Genomic DNA, 19621 nt, shown 5'->3' with positions numbered 1-19621 from the left:
ACCGGAAGGAACCACCGCCATGGCACCTCGACGGACCACCACCAAGCCCCCTAAGAACCCCGCCCCGCCCGCCCCGGCCGAGCCGGTTGTCTGCTCGCCGTGTGACGGGTCCGGGATGGTCGCCGCCACGGTCCGCGTCGGCCGCAAGCGCCGCCCGGTCGGCCAGCAGGACGGCCTCTGCCTCAACTGCCTCGGCACCGGCCTCGCTCCCGACGCCTGACCACCCCTCTCACCCCGGTGCCCGGCGGCGGCCCAGTTCCCCGCCCGGCACCGGCCCACCCCCTCGAAAGGAGGTGAACCCGTGTCCCGTATCCGTATTGACGCCGTGCTCGTCCAAGCCGTGATCGCTGGTGCCCTGTCCTTCGCGCACCTGCACGACCTGGCTGAGGCAGCCGGACAGGACGGCTGGAAGGCCTGGGCCTACCCGGTCAGCGTCGACCTGCTCCTCGTCGCGGCCTGGCGGCGTATGCGCACGACCGCCGACAACCGCGCCGCCTGGGCCTGGTTCGTCATCGCCCTGGCCGCCTCGCTCGGCGCGAACGTCGCCACCGCCGGACTCCTCGACCTCAACGACGTTCCCGCCTGGCTGCGCATCCTCGTCGCCGGATGGCCCGCCCTCGCCTTCCTCGGCGGAACCCTCCTCGTCCACAGCCCCCAGACCGCGCCCGTCACCGCGGCACCACTGCCCACCCCTTCCGAGCCTGAACCGGCCCCGGACGTGACGGTGGAGCGTGAACCCGAACCCGCCCCCGAACTTCCGCCCCCGTCTGCGCCTGAGGCGGCGGCACCGGCGGCCGTCCCGGTCACGGCACCGGATGTGCCGGTTCCTCCGGCTCTCCTCGATCACGCCCGCAAGCTCGCTGACACCCACCACGCCACCACCGGCAACCGGATCGACTCCGCCACCCTGCGAGCCCGCCTCGGCGTCCCCGCACCCCTCGCAGACGCCATCACCGCCCAACTCGCCTGATCAGAAAGGAACTTCCGTGGGCCTGTTCAACTTCAACCGCCCCGCCGACTACCTCGACGCCGCACGCGAGATGGCCAACTCCGGCCGCCCCACCCTGGCCCGGCTCCTCGCGGAAGAGGCCGCCGACCGCACCACCGACCCCGCCGACGCCGCCCTCATCCGCGCCGAGTTCCCCGGCAACAGCCTCCGACAGGAGGACTGACCCATGCCGCGCCCGAACCGCTTCACGAACGTGGTCCGCTTCGGCCCCGTCCAGGTCGGCACCCACTACGACGGCCGGGGACGCACCAAGCACACCGCCGTGTGCACCGCACCCCGCTGCAACTTCTCCGGCGACTACGACGAGCGTCCCGCCGCCGAACTCGCCGCCCGCACCCACCGCTGCAACCCCTGACAGGAGGCAATCCGTGTTCACTCCGAAGATCCCGCCCCCCGACACCGCACCCACCCCGGGAACGTCGCTGGTGCAGCCGCTCACCGGCATCACCCACGCCCCGGCCTGCACCTGCCACCACACCCCCGCCCCGGGCCTGGCGCCCGCCCCGGCCGCCCCGTCCGCCCGTCGGGCCGTTCAGTTCACCCCGGGCTCGCTGATCGTGGCCGCCGCGGGCGGCACCGCCGTAGTCCTGGTCGTCGGGACGGTCCTGGTCTCGATGCTGCTGGCCACCGCGATCACCGCCGCCTCGGTCGCCCTGTGCGCCGTGGTCCTGCGCTCGCTCCTCAACAACCAGAAGGGCAACTGACATGGGCTTCTTCAGCCGTAAGAGCAACGACACCCCGAGTAACCCGGCTATGGCCGAGCTGGGCCGGGAGTTCGCCATCGCCCGCCGCCACGGCGACCGCAAGACCATGCGCCGCATCGGCCGCGAGTACGACAACACCGCAACCGGCGAGACGGACGCCGCCTCGTTCCAGGCCGGTCAGGAGTCCTACGACGCCCTGCCCCCGATCAAGACCCCGCGCCGCAACCGCCGACGCTAACCGGCCCCCGGGGCGGCCTCGGTCGCCAAACTTCCGCCGCCCCGGGCGCCCAACCCATCCCAGATCCAACGGACCCGAAAGGGAGATCCCATCATGCCCCAGCACACCCCGCCCCGGCCGATCTGCGGCCACTGCGACGGCTTCCCCACCGTCACCATCACCACCGGCCAGACCACCCCCACCGGGCAGCGCAAGACCACCACCGCGAACTGCCCCGCCTGCCACGGCACCGGCCACACCACCACCGCCCGCGCCCACACCCGGATCGGGGCCTGAGCGCCATGGCCAACCTGACCCCCACCCCGGACCGCCCCGGCCTCTACGTCAGCAAGCCCTCCCCGAACGCCCCGGCCACCGGCTCGGCCGTCTGCCACTGCGGTGCCTCCGCCACCGCGACCGGGGACAACCAGGTACGTGCCCTGGTGGAGGGCTACACCGCGAACCACGGTTCCGCGCACGGCCGGACGGTGCGCTGACCATGACCGCTACCGCTGCTGCTGCGGCGGGCCTGGACCCGGCCACCCTGAGCGATCTGCTCCGGGTGGCCGGGTCTCCCGGCTTCGACCGCCTCACCGAACAACTCCGCCGCACCGGAGGCTGCTCCCAGCCCATCCACCTCACCGGCGCCACCAAGACCATCGACCGCACCACCGGCACGGTCCTGCACCACTACTCCACGGACACCGAGCCCGGGGGCCGGTTACGGATCGCCTGCGGCAACCGCCGCGCCTCCCGCTGCCCCGCCTGCGCCTGGACCTACGCAGGCGACACCTACCACCTCATCCGCGCCGGACTCACCGGCGACCCCGACAAAGGCACCCCCACCACGATCCGGGATCACCCCCGGGTCTTCGCGACGCTGACGGCCCCGTCGTTCGGCCCGGTCCACAACCGGCCCGGCAACCGCCCCTGCCGCTGCGGCACCCGGCACACCGAGGACGCCCCCGAGCTGGGCACGCCGCTCGACCCGGACACCTACGACTACGCGGGGGCGGTGCTGTGGAACAACCACGCCTCCGACCTCTGGCGCTACTTCACGATCTACCTCCGCCGCGAAATCGCCCGCCGCGCCGGACTCACCCAGAAAGCCGCCCGCGAACAGTCCAAAGTCTCCTTCGGGAAAGTCGCGGAGTACCAGAAGCGAGGAGCCGTCCACTTTCACGCGGTGATCCGCTTCGACGGACCCGACGGCCCGGACACCCCGCCACCGGCCTGGGCCACCCTCGACCTCCTGGACGACGCGATCCGCGCAGCCGCCGCCCGCGTCGAAGTCGACGTGCCCGCCAACCCGGAAGCCGGGATCAGGGACGGGTGGACGCTGCGGTGGGGCACTCAGCTCGACGTGCAGCCCATCGGCGCGTTCGGCAACGGCGAAGACCTCACCGAACAAGCCGTCGCCTCCTACGTCGCCAAGTACGCCACCAAGGCGGCCGAGACCACCGGGACCGTCGACCACCGCGTCGGCAACAAGGAAGCCCTGGTGCTGCTCGACGTGCCGGAGCACCCCCGGCGGCTTATCGAAGCGTGCCTCGACCTGCACCACGCCTACCCCGAACGCAAGCTCCGCGACTGGGCCCACATGCTCGGCTTCCGCGGCCACTTCTCCACCAAATCCCGCGCCTACTCCACCACCCTCGGCGCACTCCGCCAGGTCCGCGCCGACTACCGCGCCGCCGAACAACGAACCGCCCTCGGCCTCCCCGACCCCGACGACCACCCCGAGGCCACCACGCTCACCCTCGCCCACTGGGCCTACGCCGGAAACGGCCACACCCCCGGCGAATCCTGGCTCGCCGCCAACATCCACCGCGACATCCAACACAACCGCGAAACCGCCCGCGAACACCGCGCCGAACTGCAAGACCAACTCGCCCTGGAAGGAGCCGCATCGTGACCACCGCCACCGCCGAACTCCTCACCGTGCCCGAGGTCATGGCGCGGCTGAAGCTCGGACGCTCCACCGTCTACGACCTGATCCGCTCCCGCCGACTGGTCTCCATCACCATCGGCCGGGCCCGGCGTATCCCCGCCGACTCCGTACGGGACTTCATCGTCAACGAGATCGAGGAAGCCGCCTGATGCCTCCCCAGCGCAAGCGCAACCCCAACGGCGCGGGCACCATCACCAAGCGCAAGGACGGCCGCTATCAAGCCGCGGTCTACGTCCTCCAGCCGGACGGCACCCGCGCCCGCAAGTTCGCCTACGGCAAGACCTGGGCCGAATGCGACACCAAGCGCCGTGACCTGCTCGCCAAAGTGGACCAGGGCGTACCCGTGCCCACGCGGTCGGCCAAGCTCTCCGAGTGGCTGCCCTACTGGCTGGAGAACATCATCAAGCCGCGCCGCAAGCGCACGACCTACGCGAAGTACGAGACGCACATCCGCCTCTACCTCGCGCCCATGCTCGGCTCAAAGCGCCTCGAATCGTTGAGCGTCGCTGACGTCCGGCGCTTCCTGGTCCGGTTGGAGCAGCAGACCACCGCAGCGACCGCCAAGGAGTCCCATCGCGTCCTGCGTACAGCGCTGACGGCTGCCTGCCGGGAGGAACTCGTCATGCGGAACGTGGCGACCCTCGTGGAGCCGCCCTCGGCAGAAGCGCGGGACCTCTCCCCCTGGTCGCTCGACGAGACCTTGACCTTCCTCACCGCTGCCAGGAAGGACCCGCTCTACGCGGCCTTCGTCCTCGCCATCGCGCTCGGCTTCCGCCGTGGGGAGATCGTCGGTCTTCGGTGGGAGAACGTGGACCTCGACAAGCGGGAGATCCGGGTTCGCACTCAGCGGCAGCGTGTCCGCGGTGAGGCGTACGAGGACGATCCCAAGGGGCGCCGCAGGAAGCAGACACTGCCACTGCCCGCCCTGTGCGTCGCTCCGCTCCGTTGGGAACGTCTGAGGCAAGCGGCCCTGCGTGAGGCTGCCGGTGATCAGTGGGAGGAGACCGGCTACGTCTTCACCACCCGATCCGGCCGGCCGATTGAGCCGCGCAACCTGTACCGCTCGTTCACGCGGGTCGCCGGGACCGCAGGGCTTCGTGTGATCCGGCTGCACGATGCCCGTCACGGCTGCGCGACCCTGCTCACTGCCGCCGGGGTCGCTCCCCGTGTCGTGATGGAGATCCTCGGGCACAGTCAGATCGCGGTCACGATGAACATCTATGCCCACGTCGTGCAGGACACGCAGCGCGAGGCCGTGAGTCACCTCGACCGCATGCTGAGGCGACAGCGGCCTGACCGTGGGTGACCGCGCCCGTTGATGTCAGAGGTGGATGTCAAAGACCCCCAGCCATGATCGGCTGGGGGTCTTTGTGCTGGTGGGCACGGACGGTTTCGAACCGCCGACATCTGCTTTGTAAGAGCAGCGCTCTACCCCTGAGCTACGCACCCGTGGAGGAGACAACAGCGTACATGGACAGGGGCCCTGGTCATAAACAGATAGGACGGCCCGAACCGCCGGTGCGGGACCGGGCGAGACCGGCGGGGCCGAGCGGGACCGGGGGATAACCCCACCCCGGAGACGGTAGCGGTCCGGATGCCGTCGCAGGGGTGCCGGTACATACGGTTGGCAGTACGCACCGGCGGCGACGACCGGTGACACCGCGCAGCCGTCATTCCTGGGGGACCGATCACCGTGGACATCCGTATCAGCGCACCGATCCGCAAGCGGCGCAGGGTTCCCGGCCGTGCAGTCGGCGTGGGGGTCGGGGGCGCGCTGGTCGCGCTGGCTCTCACCGGGTGCGGGAGCGCCGATGTCGATGACGCGCCCGTGGAGCGCAAGACCTTCGCGCTGAAGGGGAAGACGCTGACCATCGACGCCGAGGACTCCACCGTGACCCTGGTGCCGGCCGATGTCCGGGAGGTCGAGGTGGAGCGGCAGGTCGACGGGTGGGTGGTGCTGGGCAGCGGGCCCGATCCCGTCTGGAAGATGGAGAACGACACCCTCACGCTCCGGGTGAAGTGCGACGCCATGATCAACAACTGTGCCGCGCGCCACGAGGTGAAGGTGCCCCGCGGGGTGACCGTGGCGGCCGACGCGGACAACGGCCGGGTCACCGCCGTCGGGTTCGACACCCCGCTGCGACTCTCCGCCGACAACGGCGACATCGTCGTACGGGACTCCGGCGGGCCGCTCGACCTCAAGAGCGACAACGGGTCCGTCCTCGCCGAGCGGATAGGCACCAAGTCCGTGGTCGCCCGCGCGGACAACGGGGAGATCCGGCTCGGGTTCAGCGGCGTCCCCGATCTCGTGGACACGGTCAGCGACAACGGGAGCATCGTCATCGATCTGCCGCAGGGCGGAGAGAAGTACGCGGTGACCGCCGGCGCCGACAACGGCGAGGTCAGCATCGACGTGCCGCGCAGCAAGAGCAGCGCCCATGTGGTGAAGGCCCGCAGCGACAACGGGGAAGTGAAGGTGCGAACCGCGAACTAACGGGCTCGTGTGTTCGTCCTTACCTGGTGGGAGAATGTACCGGGCAGGGGCGGAACAGCACGGGAGAGGGATGTGACGGCGACACACACGCGGCCAGAGGCAGGAGCGGGTGGGAGTTCCGCCGTCGAGAGTGATTCGGGTGCCCGGGACGAGGGCACACCAGGGCGGCGGTCAGCCCCGGTGGAGCAGGGGCACGGAGCAGCCCTGATCGGGCAAGGTCACAGGGCAGTACCGGCCGCGCAGGGGCACGGGGCAGCAGCGGCCGCGCAGGGCCACCGGGCAGCCCTGACCGGGCAGGGGCACCGGGCGGCAACGGACGAGCAGGGTCGCCAGGTCGTCCCGGCCGTTCAAGGCCAGCGCCCAGCCCCGGACGGGCAAGGTCACCGGGCTGCCCCGGACGGGCCGGGTCAGCCGTCGGCCCCGGTCGGTCCGGGTCAGCCGTCGGCCCTAGGTGGTCAAGGTCAGCGCCCGGCCCTGGCCCGGCGCGGTCACCGGGTGGCACCCGGCGGGCTCGGTCATCGGGTAGCACCCGGCGGGCGGGGCCACCGTTCGGCGGGGCGAGGGGTGCGGGACGCTCTGGTCCTCGTGCTGCTGCCCGTGCCGCTCCTCGTCGCGGCTCTGCCCGCCGCCTTCGCCGGAGGCGGGACGCGCCGGTGGTTCGGCGGGCGTGGGGAGAGCCAGCGCGCCGAGGCCCAGGCAGCCAGGGACGCGGCCGCCGAGGCCTTCTACGAGCTGGACACCGCCCAGCGTGATCTGAAGATCTCCATCGAGACGATCAACGCCGTGGACAACTCCCCGCGCGGCCGCAAGGCGGCGGAGGACTTCGCGGCGCTGGGGCGGCGGATCGACGAGGTCAGCCACGCCTACATCACCGCCGTCGACAGCCACGACCTGGACCGGGACGACCTGGAGCCCTCCGTCGCCTCCCGCGCCCGCACCGAGCTGACCCGGGCCAAGGACGATCTCGTACGGGTCAAGGGCGAGCTGGACCGGTTCGGGCAGGGGCTCGGGTCGCTGCTGGGCAGTGCGGAGACCCAGCTCGCCCGGCTCGCCCCGGCCGTGGAGCGGGCCCGGCAGGCGCTGCTCGGCGCGAGCAACGCGCTCGATGCCGTACGGGCGGCGGGGCTGCGCGCCGATGAGCTGGCGGCCCGGCTCGCCGCCCTCGCCCCGGAGCTGACCAAGCTCAACCAGGGCGCGGGGAAGCACGGGGTCGCCGAGACGCTCCAGCGGGCCGATGTGGTCCTGCGCGATGCGGAGGCCCTGCGGGCGGAGGCTGAGCGGCTGCCGGAGCGGGCCGCCGAGATCGACCGGCGGCTGGTGTCGCTGCGGACCCGCGCCCAGGCCCTGACCACGCGGGCGGGCTCGGTGGAGCCGGTCCTCAGCGAGCTGCGGCGGCGGTTCTCGGCCGCCTGCTGGCAGGACCTCCAGCCGGTGCCGGAGCAGGCCGCCGTCAACGTACGGCAGGCCGAGGAGAAGCTCGCGGAGGCGGCGAAGGCCCGTGAGGAGCAGCGCTGGGCGGATGCCACCTCCCGGCTCTCCACGGTCCGGGCCCTGCTCAACGCGGTCGACGAGGCGGTCTCCGCCGCCGGGGACCGGCTCCAGCGGCTGGACGCCGTGGCGAAGGACCCGCAGCAGGAGATCGAGCGGACCCGGTTCGCCGTCCGGGACGCCCAGCGCCTCGCCATGGCCGGCCGTCACACCCCCGACCCCCGGCACGCCCGCCCGCTGGACGACTCCGTGGCCCGCCTGGACCGGGCCATCGCCGGTCTGGAGGGCCGCCACCCCGACTACTGGCACTTCCTGACCGAGACCGAGGCCGTCCGGCAGACCGCCGCCCGCGTCGTCTCCGACATCCGCGAGGAGCGCGGGGGCGGGGGCTGAGCCCGCGCCGACGTGAGCGGTCGGCGGGAGGGGGAATCCGTCACCGGCGGGGCCGCGCCCGGCCTCCTCGGTCGGGGGGCGTAGCCGTCGGACGGGGATGGCTCTAGCCTGTGGCCATGCCTCGCTATGAATTCCGCTGCCGTACCTGCGGCGACACGTTCGAACTCAGCCGGCCCATGGCCCAGTCCTCGGACCCGGCCTCCTGCCCGGCCGGGCACGACGACACCGTCAAGCTGCTCTCCGCCGTGGCCGTGGGCGGCGCCGCCGCGTCCGCCCCCGCGCCCTCCAACGGAGGCGGAGGCGGGGGCTGTTGCGGCGGCGGTTGCTGCGGCTGAGCCGCGACGGCCGACGGCAAGGGCCCGAGCGCAGGACCCGCGCTACTTCTTGCGGGCCAGTGTCAGGCCGTCCGCGACCGTGAGCAGCACGGTGTCCATCCGGGCGTCGGCGGCCGCATGGTCGTTGAACTCCTTGATCGCCGCCGCCGGTCCGGTCGCCCCGGGGTCGGTGACACCGCCGTGGAAGAGCACGTTGTCCACGGCGATGAGTCCGCCCTGCCGCATCCGGGGCACCAGCTCCTCCCAGTACGCGATGTAGCCGCCCTTGTCCGCGTCCAGGTAGGCGAAGTCGATGTGCGGCCCGGCGGGCATGGCGCGCAGGGTGTCCAGGGCCGGGGCGATGCGCAGGTCGATCCGGTCCGCGACGCCCGCCTTCGCCCAGGCCTCGCGCCCGTACGCCGTCCACTCCTCCGAGATGTCGCAGGCGATCAGCGTGCCGTCGGCGGGCAGCGCGCGGGCCATCGCCAGGGCGCTGAAGCCGGTGAACGTGCCGACCTCCACCACATGCCGGGCGCCCACCAGGCGGACCAGGAAGGCGAGGAGCGGGGCCTGTTCCTCGGCCGACACCATGCCCGCGTGGTCGGGGAACCGGGCGTAGGTGGTTTCCACCAGCTCCCGCTGGACCGGGTCGAGCGGCGGGTTGTGGGCCAGCATGTACGCGTACAGCTCGTCCGTGATCTTGGTTTCGTTGCCCTTGGTCATGCCCCCAGCCTCGCCCACCCCGCGCCCCGGCGCAGCCGAAACCGGCCCTGGACCTGCCCCGGGTCTTACGCGGTCGACGCGGCCAGGAAGCGGCGCAGGATCTCCTCCCCCGCCGCCCCGCCCCGCTCCTCCAGCGCCACCACGTGCGGGGCGCACCAGTCATGGTCGGCCAGTTCGCCGTGGCCGGGGCGCCAGCCGAGGTCGGCGGCGAGCAGCAGGTCCGCGTCGAGGAGGGAGTCCCCGGCGGCGAGGGTGCGGGTGGCGCCGGTGCGGCGGGCGACCTCGTTCATGGCGGCGCTCTTGGTGAGCGGCACGGGGACCGCGTAGATCTTCCGGCCCTGGAGGGAGACCGTCCAGCCGCGCTCCGCCGCCCACACCGCCAGCTCCTTCACCCACTCCTCGGGCAGCAGGGAGCGCTCGACGACCAGGTAGGCGAAGAGGTCCTCGGCCACCCGTTCCTTGAGGAGCCAGGCCGGGTCGGCGGTGGTGGCGAGGTGGGCGCGGATCTCGGTGAGGGGGGCGCACTCGTCCGCGATGCGCGCCTCCACCTGCTGCTGCCAGTCGCGGTCGGAGACGCCGTCGACCAGGATGTGGCCGCCGTTGGCGCAGATCGCGTACCGGGGGGCGGGGCCGGGGAGATGGATGCGGTGGTACTGCTCGCGGGTGCGGGTGGTGGTGGGGACGAAGACCGTGGCGCCCGCCAGCTCGGTGAGGAGGGCGGCGGCCGTCTCCGTCATGTACGAGAGGGGCTTGTGGCCGTACACCTCGACGCAGAGCAGCCGGGGGGCCTCGGCGTCGGGCATCCTCAGGTCGAGCGCGGCCGTCGAGTAGATCAGCGTACGGTCGAGGTCGCTCGCCACCAGCGTGGCCGACGAAGTGGCCGGTGAAGTCGTGCTCATGCGCCCTGGACCGCCTTGCCGTCCGCCCCTGTCGCGCCGCGCGTGTAGCGGGGGTGGATCAGACCGACACAGCTGTACGGGAGGTCGTCGACCTCCTCGACCGGGACGCCGCGCTGTTCGGCCAGCAGCCGGATGTGCTGGAGGTCCGCGCCCGCCCCTCGCCTGGCCAGGATCTTCCAGGGGACCCGGCGCAGCAGGACCCGGGTGGTCTCGCCCACGCCCGGCTTGACCAGGTTGACGTCGTGGATGCCGTACTCCTCGCTGATCCGCTCGACGGCCGCCCAGCCCTCCCAGGTCGGCGCCCGGTCGGCGGCCAGCAGCTCCTTGGTGGCCGCGTCCACCTCGTCCGCCACCTCGTCGAAGCGCGCGGCCACCGCCGCCAGGAAGTCGCCCGAGACGTCGGACTCCGCCAGCTCCCGGTAGAACTTCGCGCCGTGGAAGTCGTCCGGCCCGACCAGGTCGGCGCGGAGCACCGTACGGGAAATAAGGCCGGAGACCGTGGAGTTGAGGCAGGCCGAGGGGATCAGGAAGTCCTCGCGGGTGCCGTACGTACGGACGCAGCCGCCCGGGTCCGCGAGCACCGCGATCTCCGGGTCGAAGCCGGAGATCCCGCTCGACTCCTCGAACGCGCTGATCGCCGCCGCCAGTTCGCGGGTGATCGCGCCCTTCCCCGTCCAGCCGTCGACGAACACCACGTCGGCCGGGTCGTGGTGGGCGGCGAGCCAGCGCAGCGCGGTGGCGTCGATGCCCCGGCCCCGGACGATGGAGATCGCGTAGTGCGGCAGGTCCAGGCCGTGCCGGTGGCGGGCCCAGTGGCGCATCAGCACGCCCACCGGCGTACCGGCGCGGGCGAGCGAGACGAGGACCGGGCGCGGGCCACGTTCGGCGAGGACCGTCTCGGTGACGGTGCCCACCGCACGGGCGATACGCGCGGCCGAGGCGTCCAGGGCTGCGGTGAACAGGGCCTGGTACTCGGCGCTCGGCTGGTACTCCACGGGCAGCGACTCCGCGTAGTGCGCGCCGCCGCTCTGGATCGCCTCCTCGCGCTCCTCGGTGGGCGCCTCCAGCCGGGTGTCCGAGAGGTCCTGGAGCAGCCAGCCGACGTCCTCGGGCGCGTAACTGGAGAAGTCGGGGCCTCGGAGGGGCTCGGGCAGCACGGAGGGCTCCTGGTGGGGGCGGGAGTGGGGTGGGGGGTGTACGAGGGGACGACCGCGAGGAGTACGTGGCCGGTGTGGGCCGCCAGGCGGGCCAGCAGGCCGTCGGGGGCGTGCAGCTCGGGGGTGTCGGCGGTGGAGTCGACGACGGCGACCACCGCGTCGAAGCCCGCGCCCGCCACGTTGTACGCGTACCGGTCGCCGGGGCCGTCCGCGGGGCTGTCATGGGCCGGGAAGACCAGGCGCGTGCGTATCGCGTAGCCGGGGTCGTCGACGGCGAGGACCGGGGAGCGGGTGGTGGTGGAGTAGCGGACGTCGGCGTCCGCGCCCAGCGCCTCCTCCAGGGCGGTGCCCAGGCGCAGCGGCGCGTACATCAGCTCCTCGAAGCCGAGGACGAGGACCCGGCGGGGCCCGCTGCGAGGGCCGCTGCGGGCGTCGTCGCCCAGCGCGGCCGCGATCCGCTCCGCCATGCCCGGGAGCGCCGCTTCGAGCGCCGCCCGGTGGGCCGGGGTGAAGCCGTGCCGGCCGCCGTCCGGGACGCCCGCGGGCCAGCCGAGGCCGACCCGGGTGAGGGGGGCGGGGCCTTCGGAGGTCTCCCTGGAGTCGTCCGCAGCTCCACCGGCGGTAGGGCCTTCGGAGGTCTCCCCGGAGTGGCTCGCCGCTCCATCGGCGCCCCCGGACGGGCCCGCGCTCGCGACCGCACCGGCTCCCCCGGGCTGCGCCTGCGTCTGCGCCCGTCCCGCCTGCACAGCGTGCTCCGCCTGCTCGGGCGGGGGCGCCTGCTCGGCCTCCCGCTCCGCGACCAGCGCCTGGCCGCGTTCCAGTACGCCGTCCGGCAGCGACACCGTTCCGGCGGCGCGGGTCACCAGGTCGACGCGGGCGCCGATCTCGGCGGCGAAGGCGGTCAGCCGGTCACGGTCGGCCGGCGAGCGCATGTCGACCAGCGCGACGATCACGTACCGCTCGCGCGGGTGCAGCTCGTGCAGGGCCCGGATGGTGTTCAGGACCGTGTTGCCGGTGGAGAACTCGTCGTCGACCAGCACCAGGGCGGAGGCGTCCCCCACGGCCCCGGAAGCCAGCAGCCCGGGGTCCTCCGGCAGCAGCAGGTGCGAGGTGGCGTGCGAGTGGGCTTCCTCGAAGCCCCCCGCCGGGGCGACGCCCGCGACCGGGCGCCGGGTGGAGTGGAGGTACGGGGCGTCCCGCAGGCCGTCCGCGACGGCGTGGCCGAGACCGGTGGCCGTCTCCGCGTACCCGAGGACCACCGCGCGGCGGGCCTCCTCGGCGCCGAGGAGCGCCCGGACCCGCTCACCGAGCCCGTACCCCGCCCCGTACACGACAGAAGGCTTCTGGGGCACATGCTTGCCCAGCACGTTGGAGACGAGCAGATGGGCCCGCTTGGGGTTGCGCCGCAGGGCGAGGCCCAGCAGCTCCCGCAGCTCCCCGTCGCCCTCCAGGGCCACGCCCAGCCGCTCGGCCACCCAGTCGCCCGACCACACCACGTCCACGGTCTCTTCTCTCCTCGCGCGCCCGCTCATCGAACGCGCACTCACGTCGCCAGGCCCGCGGCCAGCAGGTCCACGAAGCCGACGTCGTCCCTCGCCACGCCGAAGACCTCGGCCCGCCGCAGCGTGCTCTCGGCCCAGGCCCGGTGGGGCTTCACTTCGTTCATCTTGTTCGTGTACGCCGAGCGCAGCACCCCGCCGCCCCCGCGCTCCGGGCGCAGGATGTCCTGCGCGTCGGTGAACTCCTCATGGCTGACCACGGACAGTGCGTGGACGGGTGCCACATGCGACGGGTGGATGCAGGTCTTGCCGAGCAGGCCGTTGGCCCGGTCCAGCTCGATCTCCCGCAGCAGGCCGTCCAGGTCGTGCTCGATGAGTGCCGTACGCAGCTCCTCGGCGCTGCCCTCCAGGAAGGGGCTGCGGCGCAGCTGGGGCTTGAACATGCGCTCCTGGCGGCGGAAGTACTCCCAGACCGGGCCGGTGATCGTGAAGCCGGTGCCGTCCGCCCGGCCCAGCACGTTGACCACGTCCGCGATGACGGAACCGACGATCTGGACGTCGTACGCCGTCATGTCGGGCGCGCGGCGCAGCCCGTAGGCCGAGCAGAAGTCGGTGACGCCGAGCCGCAGGGCGAGCACCCGGTCCCGGTACTTGTCGACGCAGCGCGCGATGCCCTGGAGGACCTCGCCGCGCGTCTCCAGGTGGAGCAGCTCGGGCGATTCGAGGACGGGCATGGCGAAGAGCCGCTGTCCGCACGCCGCCTCGGCCTCCGCCAGGGCCTCCAGGAAGAGCGATCCACGCTCCTCGGTGAACTTGGGAAGTACAAAACCGGACAGTGTCCGGACCGAGGGGCCGAGACGGGCGACCAGGTCGGTGATCTGGCCCGGTTCGCGGACCCGGACGAAGAGGAGCGGCAGTCCGGCACCGGGCGGCTCCCGCTCCGCCAGGTCGGTGAACTGCCTGATCAGGTTGGCCTCGGCGCCGACCACCTCGGCGTCGTCGATCGAGTCCTCCAGGCACAGCACCATGGAGACGACGCCCCGGGCGGCCTGCTTCATCACGTCGTCGGCCAGGGTGGGCCGGGTGGCCGGGGAGTAGAGCGTGGCACCCAGGGCGACGGAGAGCAGGCTCGCGGGCGAGTCCGCGCTGAACTCACACGGCTCCCGGAAGAACAGGCCCTCCCGGGCAGCGGGCGACATATACCCGAAGTGACGCATGAGTTTCCCCCGAACTGCCTGACCGGCCGGACAACGTATGGCCGGTAATAGTACGTACGGACGAGTGTCAACAGTTCCCGATGTACATGAATTTCCGGTTACCCACCCTTCACCAAGGCTCTCCTCGCGGTACCGTTCCGCCTCCCTCCGGCTTCCCCGTGCTTCGCCGCGCCCTTGGTCGCGCTCTCATCGCTCCGGCCCGCCGCCCGCGCCGCACAACCGCGACAGAACCGGTTCTTTGCCGCCCCCGCGTTGTCCGCACGTGCCGCCAGCAGGCAGGATGACGCCCATGACGCACACGATGCTGAAGGGCTCGAACGTCCAGGTCGACGCCATGGCCGTACGGGCCGTGCTGCGCTGGACGCCGGGGGCCGACGTCCCCGACGTGGACGCCTCCGCCCTGCTGCTCGGTTCCTCCGGCCGTGTGCGGTCCGACGAGGACTTCGTCTTCTACAACCAGCCGCGTCACCCGTCCGGGCTGGTCCGGCGGCTGCCGAAGCGCAGCGTCCCCGAGGGGCTCACGGACACGATCGAGGCGGACCTCGGCGCGCTCGACGGTTCGGTGGACCAGGTGGTCATCGCCGCCTCGTCCGACGGCGCCGCCTTCGCGAGCGTGCCGGACCTGCGGATACTCCTCTTCGACGCGGCGTCGGCCGACGGGGAGCCGCTGGCGGTCTTCGACGTACGGCCGGAGACCGGTGAGGAGACCGCGATCATCTGCGGTGAGCTGTACCGGCGCGGCGAGGGGTGGAAGTTCCGGGCGGTCGGCCAGGGCTATCCGACCGGGCTGATCGGGCTGGCCACCGCCTTCGGCATCTCGGTCGACGACTCGGAAGCGGCGGAGGCCGGTGCGGGCGGTCCCGGGTCCGGCGGGTCCGGTTCCGGTCCCGGAGCCGATGGGTCCGGTTCCGCAGCCGGGGCCAGTGGTTCCGGTTCGGCGGCCGGGGTCGGTCACGGAGCCGGTTCGGCGGGCGGCACCGAAGAGCCTCCCGCACCCGCCACGCCGAGCCCCGACTCCCAGGCCACCGTCCTGCACCGGCAGCCCGCGTACGGTTATCCGCCGCCCGTCGCACCTCCGGCCGTCCCGCCCGCTCCCCCCGTGCCCGCGCCGCAGCCCGCGTACGGCTACCCGCAGGGGGCCGGGGTGCCGCCCGCGTACGGCTATCCGCAGCCTGCGGCGGCCGCCGCCCACGCGCCCGACCCGCACTTCGTCCTGCCTCCGCAGGGCCCGCAGTTCATCCGGACCTGAACCACCGGACCCCGAACGCTCCTGGGACACGGGAGCGGCGCGCTCAGGTCCGTGACTTGTAGCCCCGCCCCCACTGCATGCCGTAGCCGTAGAGCCGGTCCAGCTCGGACTGGAAGCCGTAGACGAACTTCACCTCGCGCCGCACGATCAGCTCGCCCTTGACGTTCTCCACGGTGAACACCGCACAGGAGCGGGCCTGCGGCGCCCGCTCGTCGAGTTCGATCTCGATCCGGGGGCCGTTGCCCGGGTAGAGCGTGATCTTGGCGTGCGTACGGTCGAACGCGGGCGTCCGGTCGTAGATGTAGACGAAGAAGAGCAGCCGCTTGAACTGGTCGCGCTGGTCGAGGTTGACGTAGACCGTCTCCCCGGAGGGGGCGCCGAAGCGGTCGTCGCCGCTGAGCCGGATGTAGGGCGGGCTGTTCAGGTCGCCGATCAGGTTGCCCAGGGGCTGCACGACCCCCTTGGTGCCGTCCGCCAGCTCGTACATGCAGCCGAGGTCCAGGTCGACGTTGACGACGCCCTGGGTGTGCGCCTGGACCACCTCGGGCTGGAAGAGCTTGAGGGGGCGCCGCAGCCGGCCGCCCTGGCGGGAGCGGCCCTCGATGTCCGAGGTGCGCATCCGCCAGGAGAGGTTGACGCGGAGGTTGCCCGAGAGCGGGCCCTGCTTGCTGAGCGAGACCGTGGCATTGCGCTTCGAGAGCGTGATCGCGCTCGATGTGCCGTTGTCCGCGTCGAACTGTGCCGCGCGCGCCGGCCACAGGCCGTCGAAGAATCCCATCCCAACCCCCACCTGTCCGGCCTCTCGGCCTGCCCACCTGTCGGCCTGTCGACTTGTCGATCCACACTCGTCGTCGATCCGTACTCGTCGTCGATCCGAACACTCATCTGCCCGCACACCGCTGCGGGGCGGCCCCCGGGTCGGGTCCGGGAGAATCCCGGAGAGCCTTCGCCGTGTGGGCCGCCCCGCAGAGAGCGTTCCTCAATCCCTACCGGGTCACACCCCGGAGTGGACTTCTGCCTTGGAACCGGCGCTTCCTCCGACATCCCCGCTGCTTCCGCCCGAGGCCGCGATGGCCTTGTTGCGGCGGAGCGAGGACCAGAAGGAGAGACCGATGAGGACGACACCGATCAGACCGGTGATGATCTCGTTGATCTCGTACTGGATGGTGACCAGCAGGATGACGGAGAGCGCACCGATCGCGTAGTGCGCGCCGTGCTCCAGATAGACGTAGTCGTCCAGGGTGCCCTGGCGGACCAGGTAGACGGTGAGCGAACGGACGTACATGGCTCCGATACCGAGGCCCAGGGCCATCAGCACGATCTCGTTGGTGATGGCGAAGGCACCGATGACACCGTCGAACGAGAAGGAGGCGTCCAGGACTTCCAGGTAGAGGAAGAGGAAGAACGCGGCCTTTCCGGCGAGGGCGACGCCGGTGACCGGCTTGCCCGCCTTCTTGGCCTGCTCCTCGGCCTCCTGCTCACGCTCCTCCTCCTCTTCGAGCTTGCCCTCGAAGAATCCGGAGAGCCCGCCGACGATCAGGTAGGTGATCAGACCCGCGATACCCGAGAGCAGGACGGTCGACGTCTTGTCCACGTGGCCGCCACCGTGCTGGTGGGCGTGGGTCGCGAAGGTCATCGCGCTGACCAGCAGCACGACCAGCGCGACGCAGACCGACAGCATGTCGACCTTGCCGAGCTTGGCGAGCGGGCGCTCGATCCAGCGCAGCCACTGGATGTCGCGGTCCTCGAAGATGAAGTCGAGGAAGATCATCAGCAGGAACATGCCACCGAAGGCGGCGATCGCCGGATGGGCGTCCGTGACCAGTTCCTTGTACCTGTCGGGGTCGTTGAAGGAGAGATCGATGGCCTCGATCGGGCCGAGCTGGGCGCTCACGGCCACGATCACGACGGGGAACACCAGCCGCATACCGAAGACGGCGATGAGGATGCCGATGGTGAGGAAGATCTTCTGCCAGAAGGCATTCATCTTCTTCAGGATTCCGGCGTTGATCACCGCGTTGTCGAAGGAGAGCGAGATCTCCAGGATCGACAGGATCGCGACGATGCCGAAAGCCTGCCACCCCCCGTAGAAGAAGGCTGCGACCAGGCCGAGCGCGGTCACCGCGAACGACCAGCCGAAGGTTTTCAGAACCACTGGTACCTCATCGTGTTGTGTAAGGGTCTCCCCTGGTGTGAACGGGGTTCCCCCGCGCCGTGCGCGGCGTTATGAAACGTTGACGCCGAAGTCTAGAGCGATGCCGCGCAGCCCCGACGCGTACCCCTGACCGACTGCACGGAATTTCCACTCACCCTGATAGCGGTACAGCTCGCCGAAGATCATCGCGGTCTCCGTGGAGGCGTCCTCGCTCAGGTCGTAGCGGGCCAGCTCCTGGCCGTCGGCCTGGTTGACCACGCGGATGAAGGCGTTGCTGACCTGGCCGAACGCCTGGCCCCGGTTGTCGGCGTCATGGATGGAGACCGGGAAGACGATCTTGTCGCAGTGGGCGGGGACCTGGTCGAGCCGGACGATGACGGACTCGTCGTCGCCGTCGCCCTCACCCGTCAGATTGTCACCGGTGTGCTCGACGGAGCCGTCGGGGCTGGTGAGGTTGTTGTAGAACACGAACCACTCGTCACCGAGCACCCGGCCCGAGCGGCACAGCAGTGCGCTGGCGTCGAGGTCGAAATCGGCTCCGGTGGTGGAGCGTGCGTCCCAGCCGAGCCCGACCAGCACCTGGGTGAGGTTGGGTGCGACCTTGGAGAGGGAGACATTGCCTCCCTTGGCGAGCGTGACGCCCATGTGTGTCCTCCCCGAGTCGTGGAAACGCGGACGGGCGCTTTCGGGCGCCCGTGCTCGGGCGTCGAAAGCGCCCGGTTGAGCGCGTCCGGCGCCGCACAGGATGCGGCGCCGGACGGGGTGGTGCGTGAGCGCCGTGCGCCCAGTCAGGTACTGCTCAGCGCTGCGTGAACGACTGCTCAGTGCTGCGTGAACGCCGTGCGTCCGCGGTCACCGCAGCGACCGGCGTCCTCAGACGTTGACGCCGAAGTCCTGCGCGATGCCGCGCAGACCCGAGGCGTACCCCTGGCCGATGGCGCGGAACTTCCACTCGGCGCCATTGCGGTACAGCTCGCCGAAGACCATGGCGGTCTCCGTGGAGGCGTCCTCGCTCAGGTCGTAGCGGGCCAGCTCGGTGTTGTCGGCCTGGTTCACCACGCGGATGTACGCGTTGCGGACCTGGCCGAAGCTCTGCTGGCGGCTCTCGGCCTCGTAGATCGAGACCGGGAAGACGATCTTGTCGACGTCGGCCGGGACACCGGCGAGGTTCACCTTGATGACCTCGTCGTCACCCTCGCCCTCACCGGTGAGGTTGTCACCGGTGTGCTCGACGGAGCCGTCGGGGCTCTTCAGGTTGTTGAAGAAGACGAAATTGCCGTCCGCCGCGACCTTGCCCTCGGTGTTCGTCAGCAGCGCGCTGGCGTCGAGGTCGAAGTCACCGCCGGTGGTGGTGCGGGCGTCCCAGCCCAGACCGACGATGACCGCGGTCAGGTTGGGCGCGGCCTTGGTCAGCGAGACGTTGCCGCCCTTGCTGAGGCTGACTCCCACGAGTCCTCCAGTAGTTTTCTCAGGGGCCGGCAGACACCAGCGTCCCCGTCGTTCGTTGGCATCGGATCAACGATTGGATCCTAGTGACCGGTTCCCGGCCAAAACAGGCTTTTGGCCGGGCGCCACCACGAGATCCATCGGGAGAGCGTCTCAGAGCGCTTCGAGCGCCTTGACGTAGTCGTTCAGGTCACGCGCGTCCGGCAGGCCGTTGACCACGCTCCAGCGGACGGTGCCGGCCTTGTCGATGATGAAGGTGCCGCGCACCGCGCACCCCTTGTCCACGTCGAAGACCCCATAGGCCCGCGAGGCCTCGCCGTGCGGCCAGAAGTCGGAGAGCAGCGGGTATTCGAGGCCCTCCTGCTCGGCGAAGACGCGCAGGGTGTGGATGGAGTCGTTGGAGACGGCGAGCAGCTGGGTGTCGTCGTTCTCGAAGCGGGGCAGCTCGTCGCGGAGCGCGCACAGCTCACCCGTGCAGACGCCGGTGAAGGCGAACGGGTAGAAGAGCAGCACCACGTTCTTCTCGCCCCGGAAGTCCGAGAGCCGCACGGTCCGGCCGTGGTTGTCCTTGAGTTCGAAATCCGGGGCCTCGGTGCCGACCTCGATCGCCATGGAGCACGCTTCCCTTCGCCGCTTCCCGCTTCTCACGTCCCGCCGCCCGGGCCTGGGAGGCCCGTCCGGGTGACACCCACCCTACGCACGGCCG

At 71.4% G+C, this 19621-nt stretch carries 23 protein-coding genes, 1 tRNA gene and 1 pseudogene; 15 read left to right on the top strand and 10 right to left on the bottom strand.

Annotated features, from left to right (window positions below):
* The first annotated feature begins 19 nt into the window (after positions 1-19).
* The 11 genes from DJ476_RS25140 (at position 20) to DJ476_RS25090 (ending at position 5187) form a co-directional block, all read left to right on the top strand.
* Positions 20-220: a hypothetical protein gene (locus DJ476_RS25140; RefSeq protein WP_112491629.1), complete on the top strand. Its 201-nt coding sequence runs from the start codon at positions 20-22 to the stop codon at positions 218-220.
* Between the two features lie 81 nt (positions 221-301).
* The gene (locus DJ476_RS25135; protein ID WP_112491628.1) at positions 302-970 is read left to right on the top strand and encodes a DUF2637 domain-containing protein; all 669 of its coding nucleotides are present in this window, start codon (positions 302-304) and stop codon (positions 968-970) included.
* 16 nt (positions 971-986) lie between these two features.
* Positions 987-1172, top strand: a complete 186-nt coding sequence (locus DJ476_RS25130; protein ID WP_112491627.1) for a hypothetical protein — start codon at positions 987-989, stop codon at positions 1170-1172.
* A 3-nt stretch (positions 1173-1175) separates the two neighbouring features.
* Positions 1176-1364: a mobile element transfer protein gene (locus DJ476_RS25125; RefSeq protein WP_070200547.1), complete on the top strand. Its 189-nt coding sequence runs from the start codon at positions 1176-1178 to the stop codon at positions 1362-1364.
* A 13-nt stretch (positions 1365-1377) separates the two neighbouring features.
* A complete protein-coding gene (locus tag DJ476_RS25120; RefSeq protein ID WP_112491626.1) occupies positions 1378-1713 on the top strand; it encodes a SpdD protein in 336 nt (111 codons plus the stop codon).
* A gap of 1 nt (position 1714) precedes the next feature.
* Positions 1715-1951 carry a hypothetical protein gene (locus DJ476_RS25115; protein WP_112491625.1) on the top strand — a complete coding sequence of 79 codons (237 nt, stop codon included), beginning with the start codon at positions 1715-1717 and terminating at the stop codon, positions 1949-1951.
* A gap of 93 nt (positions 1952-2044) precedes the next feature.
* A complete protein-coding gene (locus DJ476_RS25110; RefSeq protein WP_112491624.1) occupies positions 2045-2227 on the top strand; it encodes a hypothetical protein in 183 nt (60 codons plus the stop codon).
* 5 nt (positions 2228-2232) lie between these two features.
* Positions 2233-2427 carry a hypothetical protein gene (locus DJ476_RS25105; protein ID WP_112491623.1) on the top strand — a complete coding sequence of 65 codons (195 nt, stop codon included), beginning with the start codon at positions 2233-2235 and terminating at the stop codon, positions 2425-2427.
* A gap of 2 nt (positions 2428-2429) precedes the next feature.
* Complete coding sequence (repSA, locus tag DJ476_RS25100; protein WP_112491622.1) at positions 2430-3845, top strand: replication initiator protein RepSA; 1416 nt, start codon at positions 2430-2432, stop codon at positions 3843-3845.
* Complete coding sequence (locus DJ476_RS25095) at positions 3842-4030, top strand: helix-turn-helix domain-containing protein (protein WP_112491621.1); 189 nt, start codon at positions 3842-3844, stop codon at positions 4028-4030. Before repSA ends, DJ476_RS25095 begins: the two co-directional genes overlap by 4 nt.
* Positions 4030-5187: a tyrosine-type recombinase/integrase gene (locus tag DJ476_RS25090; RefSeq protein ID WP_112491620.1), complete on the top strand. Its 1158-nt coding sequence runs from the start codon at positions 4030-4032 to the stop codon at positions 5185-5187. The genes DJ476_RS25095 and DJ476_RS25090 overlap by 1 nt, the downstream gene beginning before the upstream one ends.
* 68 nt (positions 5188-5255) lie before the next feature.
* On the opposite strand, the gene DJ476_RS25085 is transcribed toward DJ476_RS25090, so the two are convergent.
* Positions 5256-5330: transfer RNA gene (locus DJ476_RS25085), tRNA-Val, on the bottom strand.
* A 244-nt stretch (positions 5331-5574) separates the two neighbouring features.
* Between DJ476_RS25085 and DJ476_RS25080 the strand changes: the two genes are divergently transcribed.
* From DJ476_RS25080 to DJ476_RS25070, 3 genes are all read left to right on the top strand, one after another.
* The gene (locus DJ476_RS25080; RefSeq protein ID WP_103416360.1) at positions 5575-6375 is read left to right on the top strand and encodes a DUF4097 family beta strand repeat-containing protein; all 801 of its coding nucleotides are present in this window, start codon (positions 5575-5577) and stop codon (positions 6373-6375) included.
* Between the two features lie 585 nt (positions 6376-6960).
* On the top strand, positions 6961-8256 hold the full coding sequence (locus DJ476_RS25075; protein ID WP_176725417.1) for a hypothetical protein: 1296 nt from the start codon (positions 6961-6963) through the stop codon (positions 8254-8256).
* A gap of 116 nt (positions 8257-8372) precedes the next feature.
* Complete coding sequence (locus DJ476_RS25070; protein WP_029394866.1) at positions 8373-8591, top strand: FmdB family zinc ribbon protein; 219 nt, start codon at positions 8373-8375, stop codon at positions 8589-8591.
* A 42-nt stretch (positions 8592-8633) separates the two neighbouring features.
* Here DJ476_RS25070 and DJ476_RS25065 read toward each other — a convergent pair whose 3' ends face one another.
* The 4 genes and pseudogenes from DJ476_RS25065 to DJ476_RS25050 all read right to left on the bottom strand — a co-directional run bounded on the left by DJ476_RS25065 (position 8634) and on the right by DJ476_RS25050 (position 14065).
* Positions 8634-9293 (bottom strand): O-methyltransferase, encoded by a 660-nt coding sequence (locus tag DJ476_RS25065; RefSeq protein WP_103416362.1) that lies wholly within the window; start codon positions 9291-9293, stop codon positions 8634-8636.
* A gap of 65 nt (positions 9294-9358) precedes the next feature.
* Complete coding sequence (locus DJ476_RS25060) at positions 9359-10192, bottom strand: HAD family hydrolase (RefSeq protein WP_112491619.1); 834 nt, start codon at positions 10190-10192, stop codon at positions 9359-9361.
* Positions 10189-12881 (bottom strand): annotated as a pseudogene (locus tag DJ476_RS25055) (phosphoribosyltransferase). The gene DJ476_RS25060 and the pseudogene DJ476_RS25055 overlap by 4 nt, the downstream one beginning before the upstream one ends.
* Positions 12882-12892: 11 nt before the next feature.
* Positions 12893-14065 (bottom strand): HpcH/HpaI aldolase/citrate lyase family protein, encoded by a 1173-nt coding sequence (locus tag DJ476_RS25050; protein WP_112491618.1) that lies wholly within the window; start codon positions 14063-14065, stop codon positions 12893-12895.
* A gap of 280 nt (positions 14066-14345) precedes the next feature.
* On the opposite strand from DJ476_RS25050, the gene DJ476_RS25045 reads away from it, so the two are divergent.
* Positions 14346-15314: a TerD family protein gene (locus DJ476_RS25045; RefSeq protein WP_103416365.1), complete on the top strand. Its 969-nt coding sequence runs from the start codon at positions 14346-14348 to the stop codon at positions 15312-15314.
* Between the two features lie 43 nt (positions 15315-15357).
* Here the strand turns inward: DJ476_RS25045 and DJ476_RS25040 are convergent, their stop codons facing one another.
* From DJ476_RS25040 to DJ476_RS25015, 5 genes are all read right to left on the bottom strand, one after another.
* Positions 15358-16092 carry a TerD family protein gene (locus DJ476_RS25040; protein WP_103416366.1) on the bottom strand — a complete coding sequence of 245 codons (735 nt, stop codon included), beginning with the start codon at positions 16090-16092 and terminating at the stop codon, positions 15358-15360.
* A gap of 216 nt (positions 16093-16308) precedes the next feature.
* Positions 16309-17469: a DUF475 domain-containing protein gene (locus tag DJ476_RS25035; protein ID WP_103416367.1), complete on the bottom strand. Its 1161-nt coding sequence runs from the start codon at positions 17467-17469 to the stop codon at positions 16309-16311.
* A gap of 69 nt (positions 17470-17538) precedes the next feature.
* Positions 17539-18114 carry a TerD family protein gene (locus DJ476_RS25030; protein ID WP_070203934.1) on the bottom strand — a complete coding sequence of 192 codons (576 nt, stop codon included), beginning with the start codon at positions 18112-18114 and terminating at the stop codon, positions 17539-17541.
* A 228-nt stretch (positions 18115-18342) separates the two neighbouring features.
* A complete protein-coding gene (locus tag DJ476_RS25025; protein WP_018486929.1) occupies positions 18343-18918 on the bottom strand; it encodes a TerD family protein in 576 nt (191 codons plus the stop codon).
* 150 nt (positions 18919-19068) lie between these two features.
* Entirely contained in the window at positions 19069-19527 is a 459-nt protein-coding gene (locus DJ476_RS25015; protein ID WP_103416368.1) for a peroxiredoxin, read from the bottom strand.
* Positions 19528-19621: the final 94 nt, after the last annotated feature.

The sequence above is a fragment of the Streptomyces bacillaris genome (assembly GCF_003268675.1).
In the GTDB taxonomy this organism is placed as follows: Bacteria; Actinomycetota; Actinomycetes; order Streptomycetales; family Streptomycetaceae; genus Streptomyces; species Streptomyces bacillaris.
This window is presented reverse-complemented; position numbering and strand designations above follow the sequence as displayed.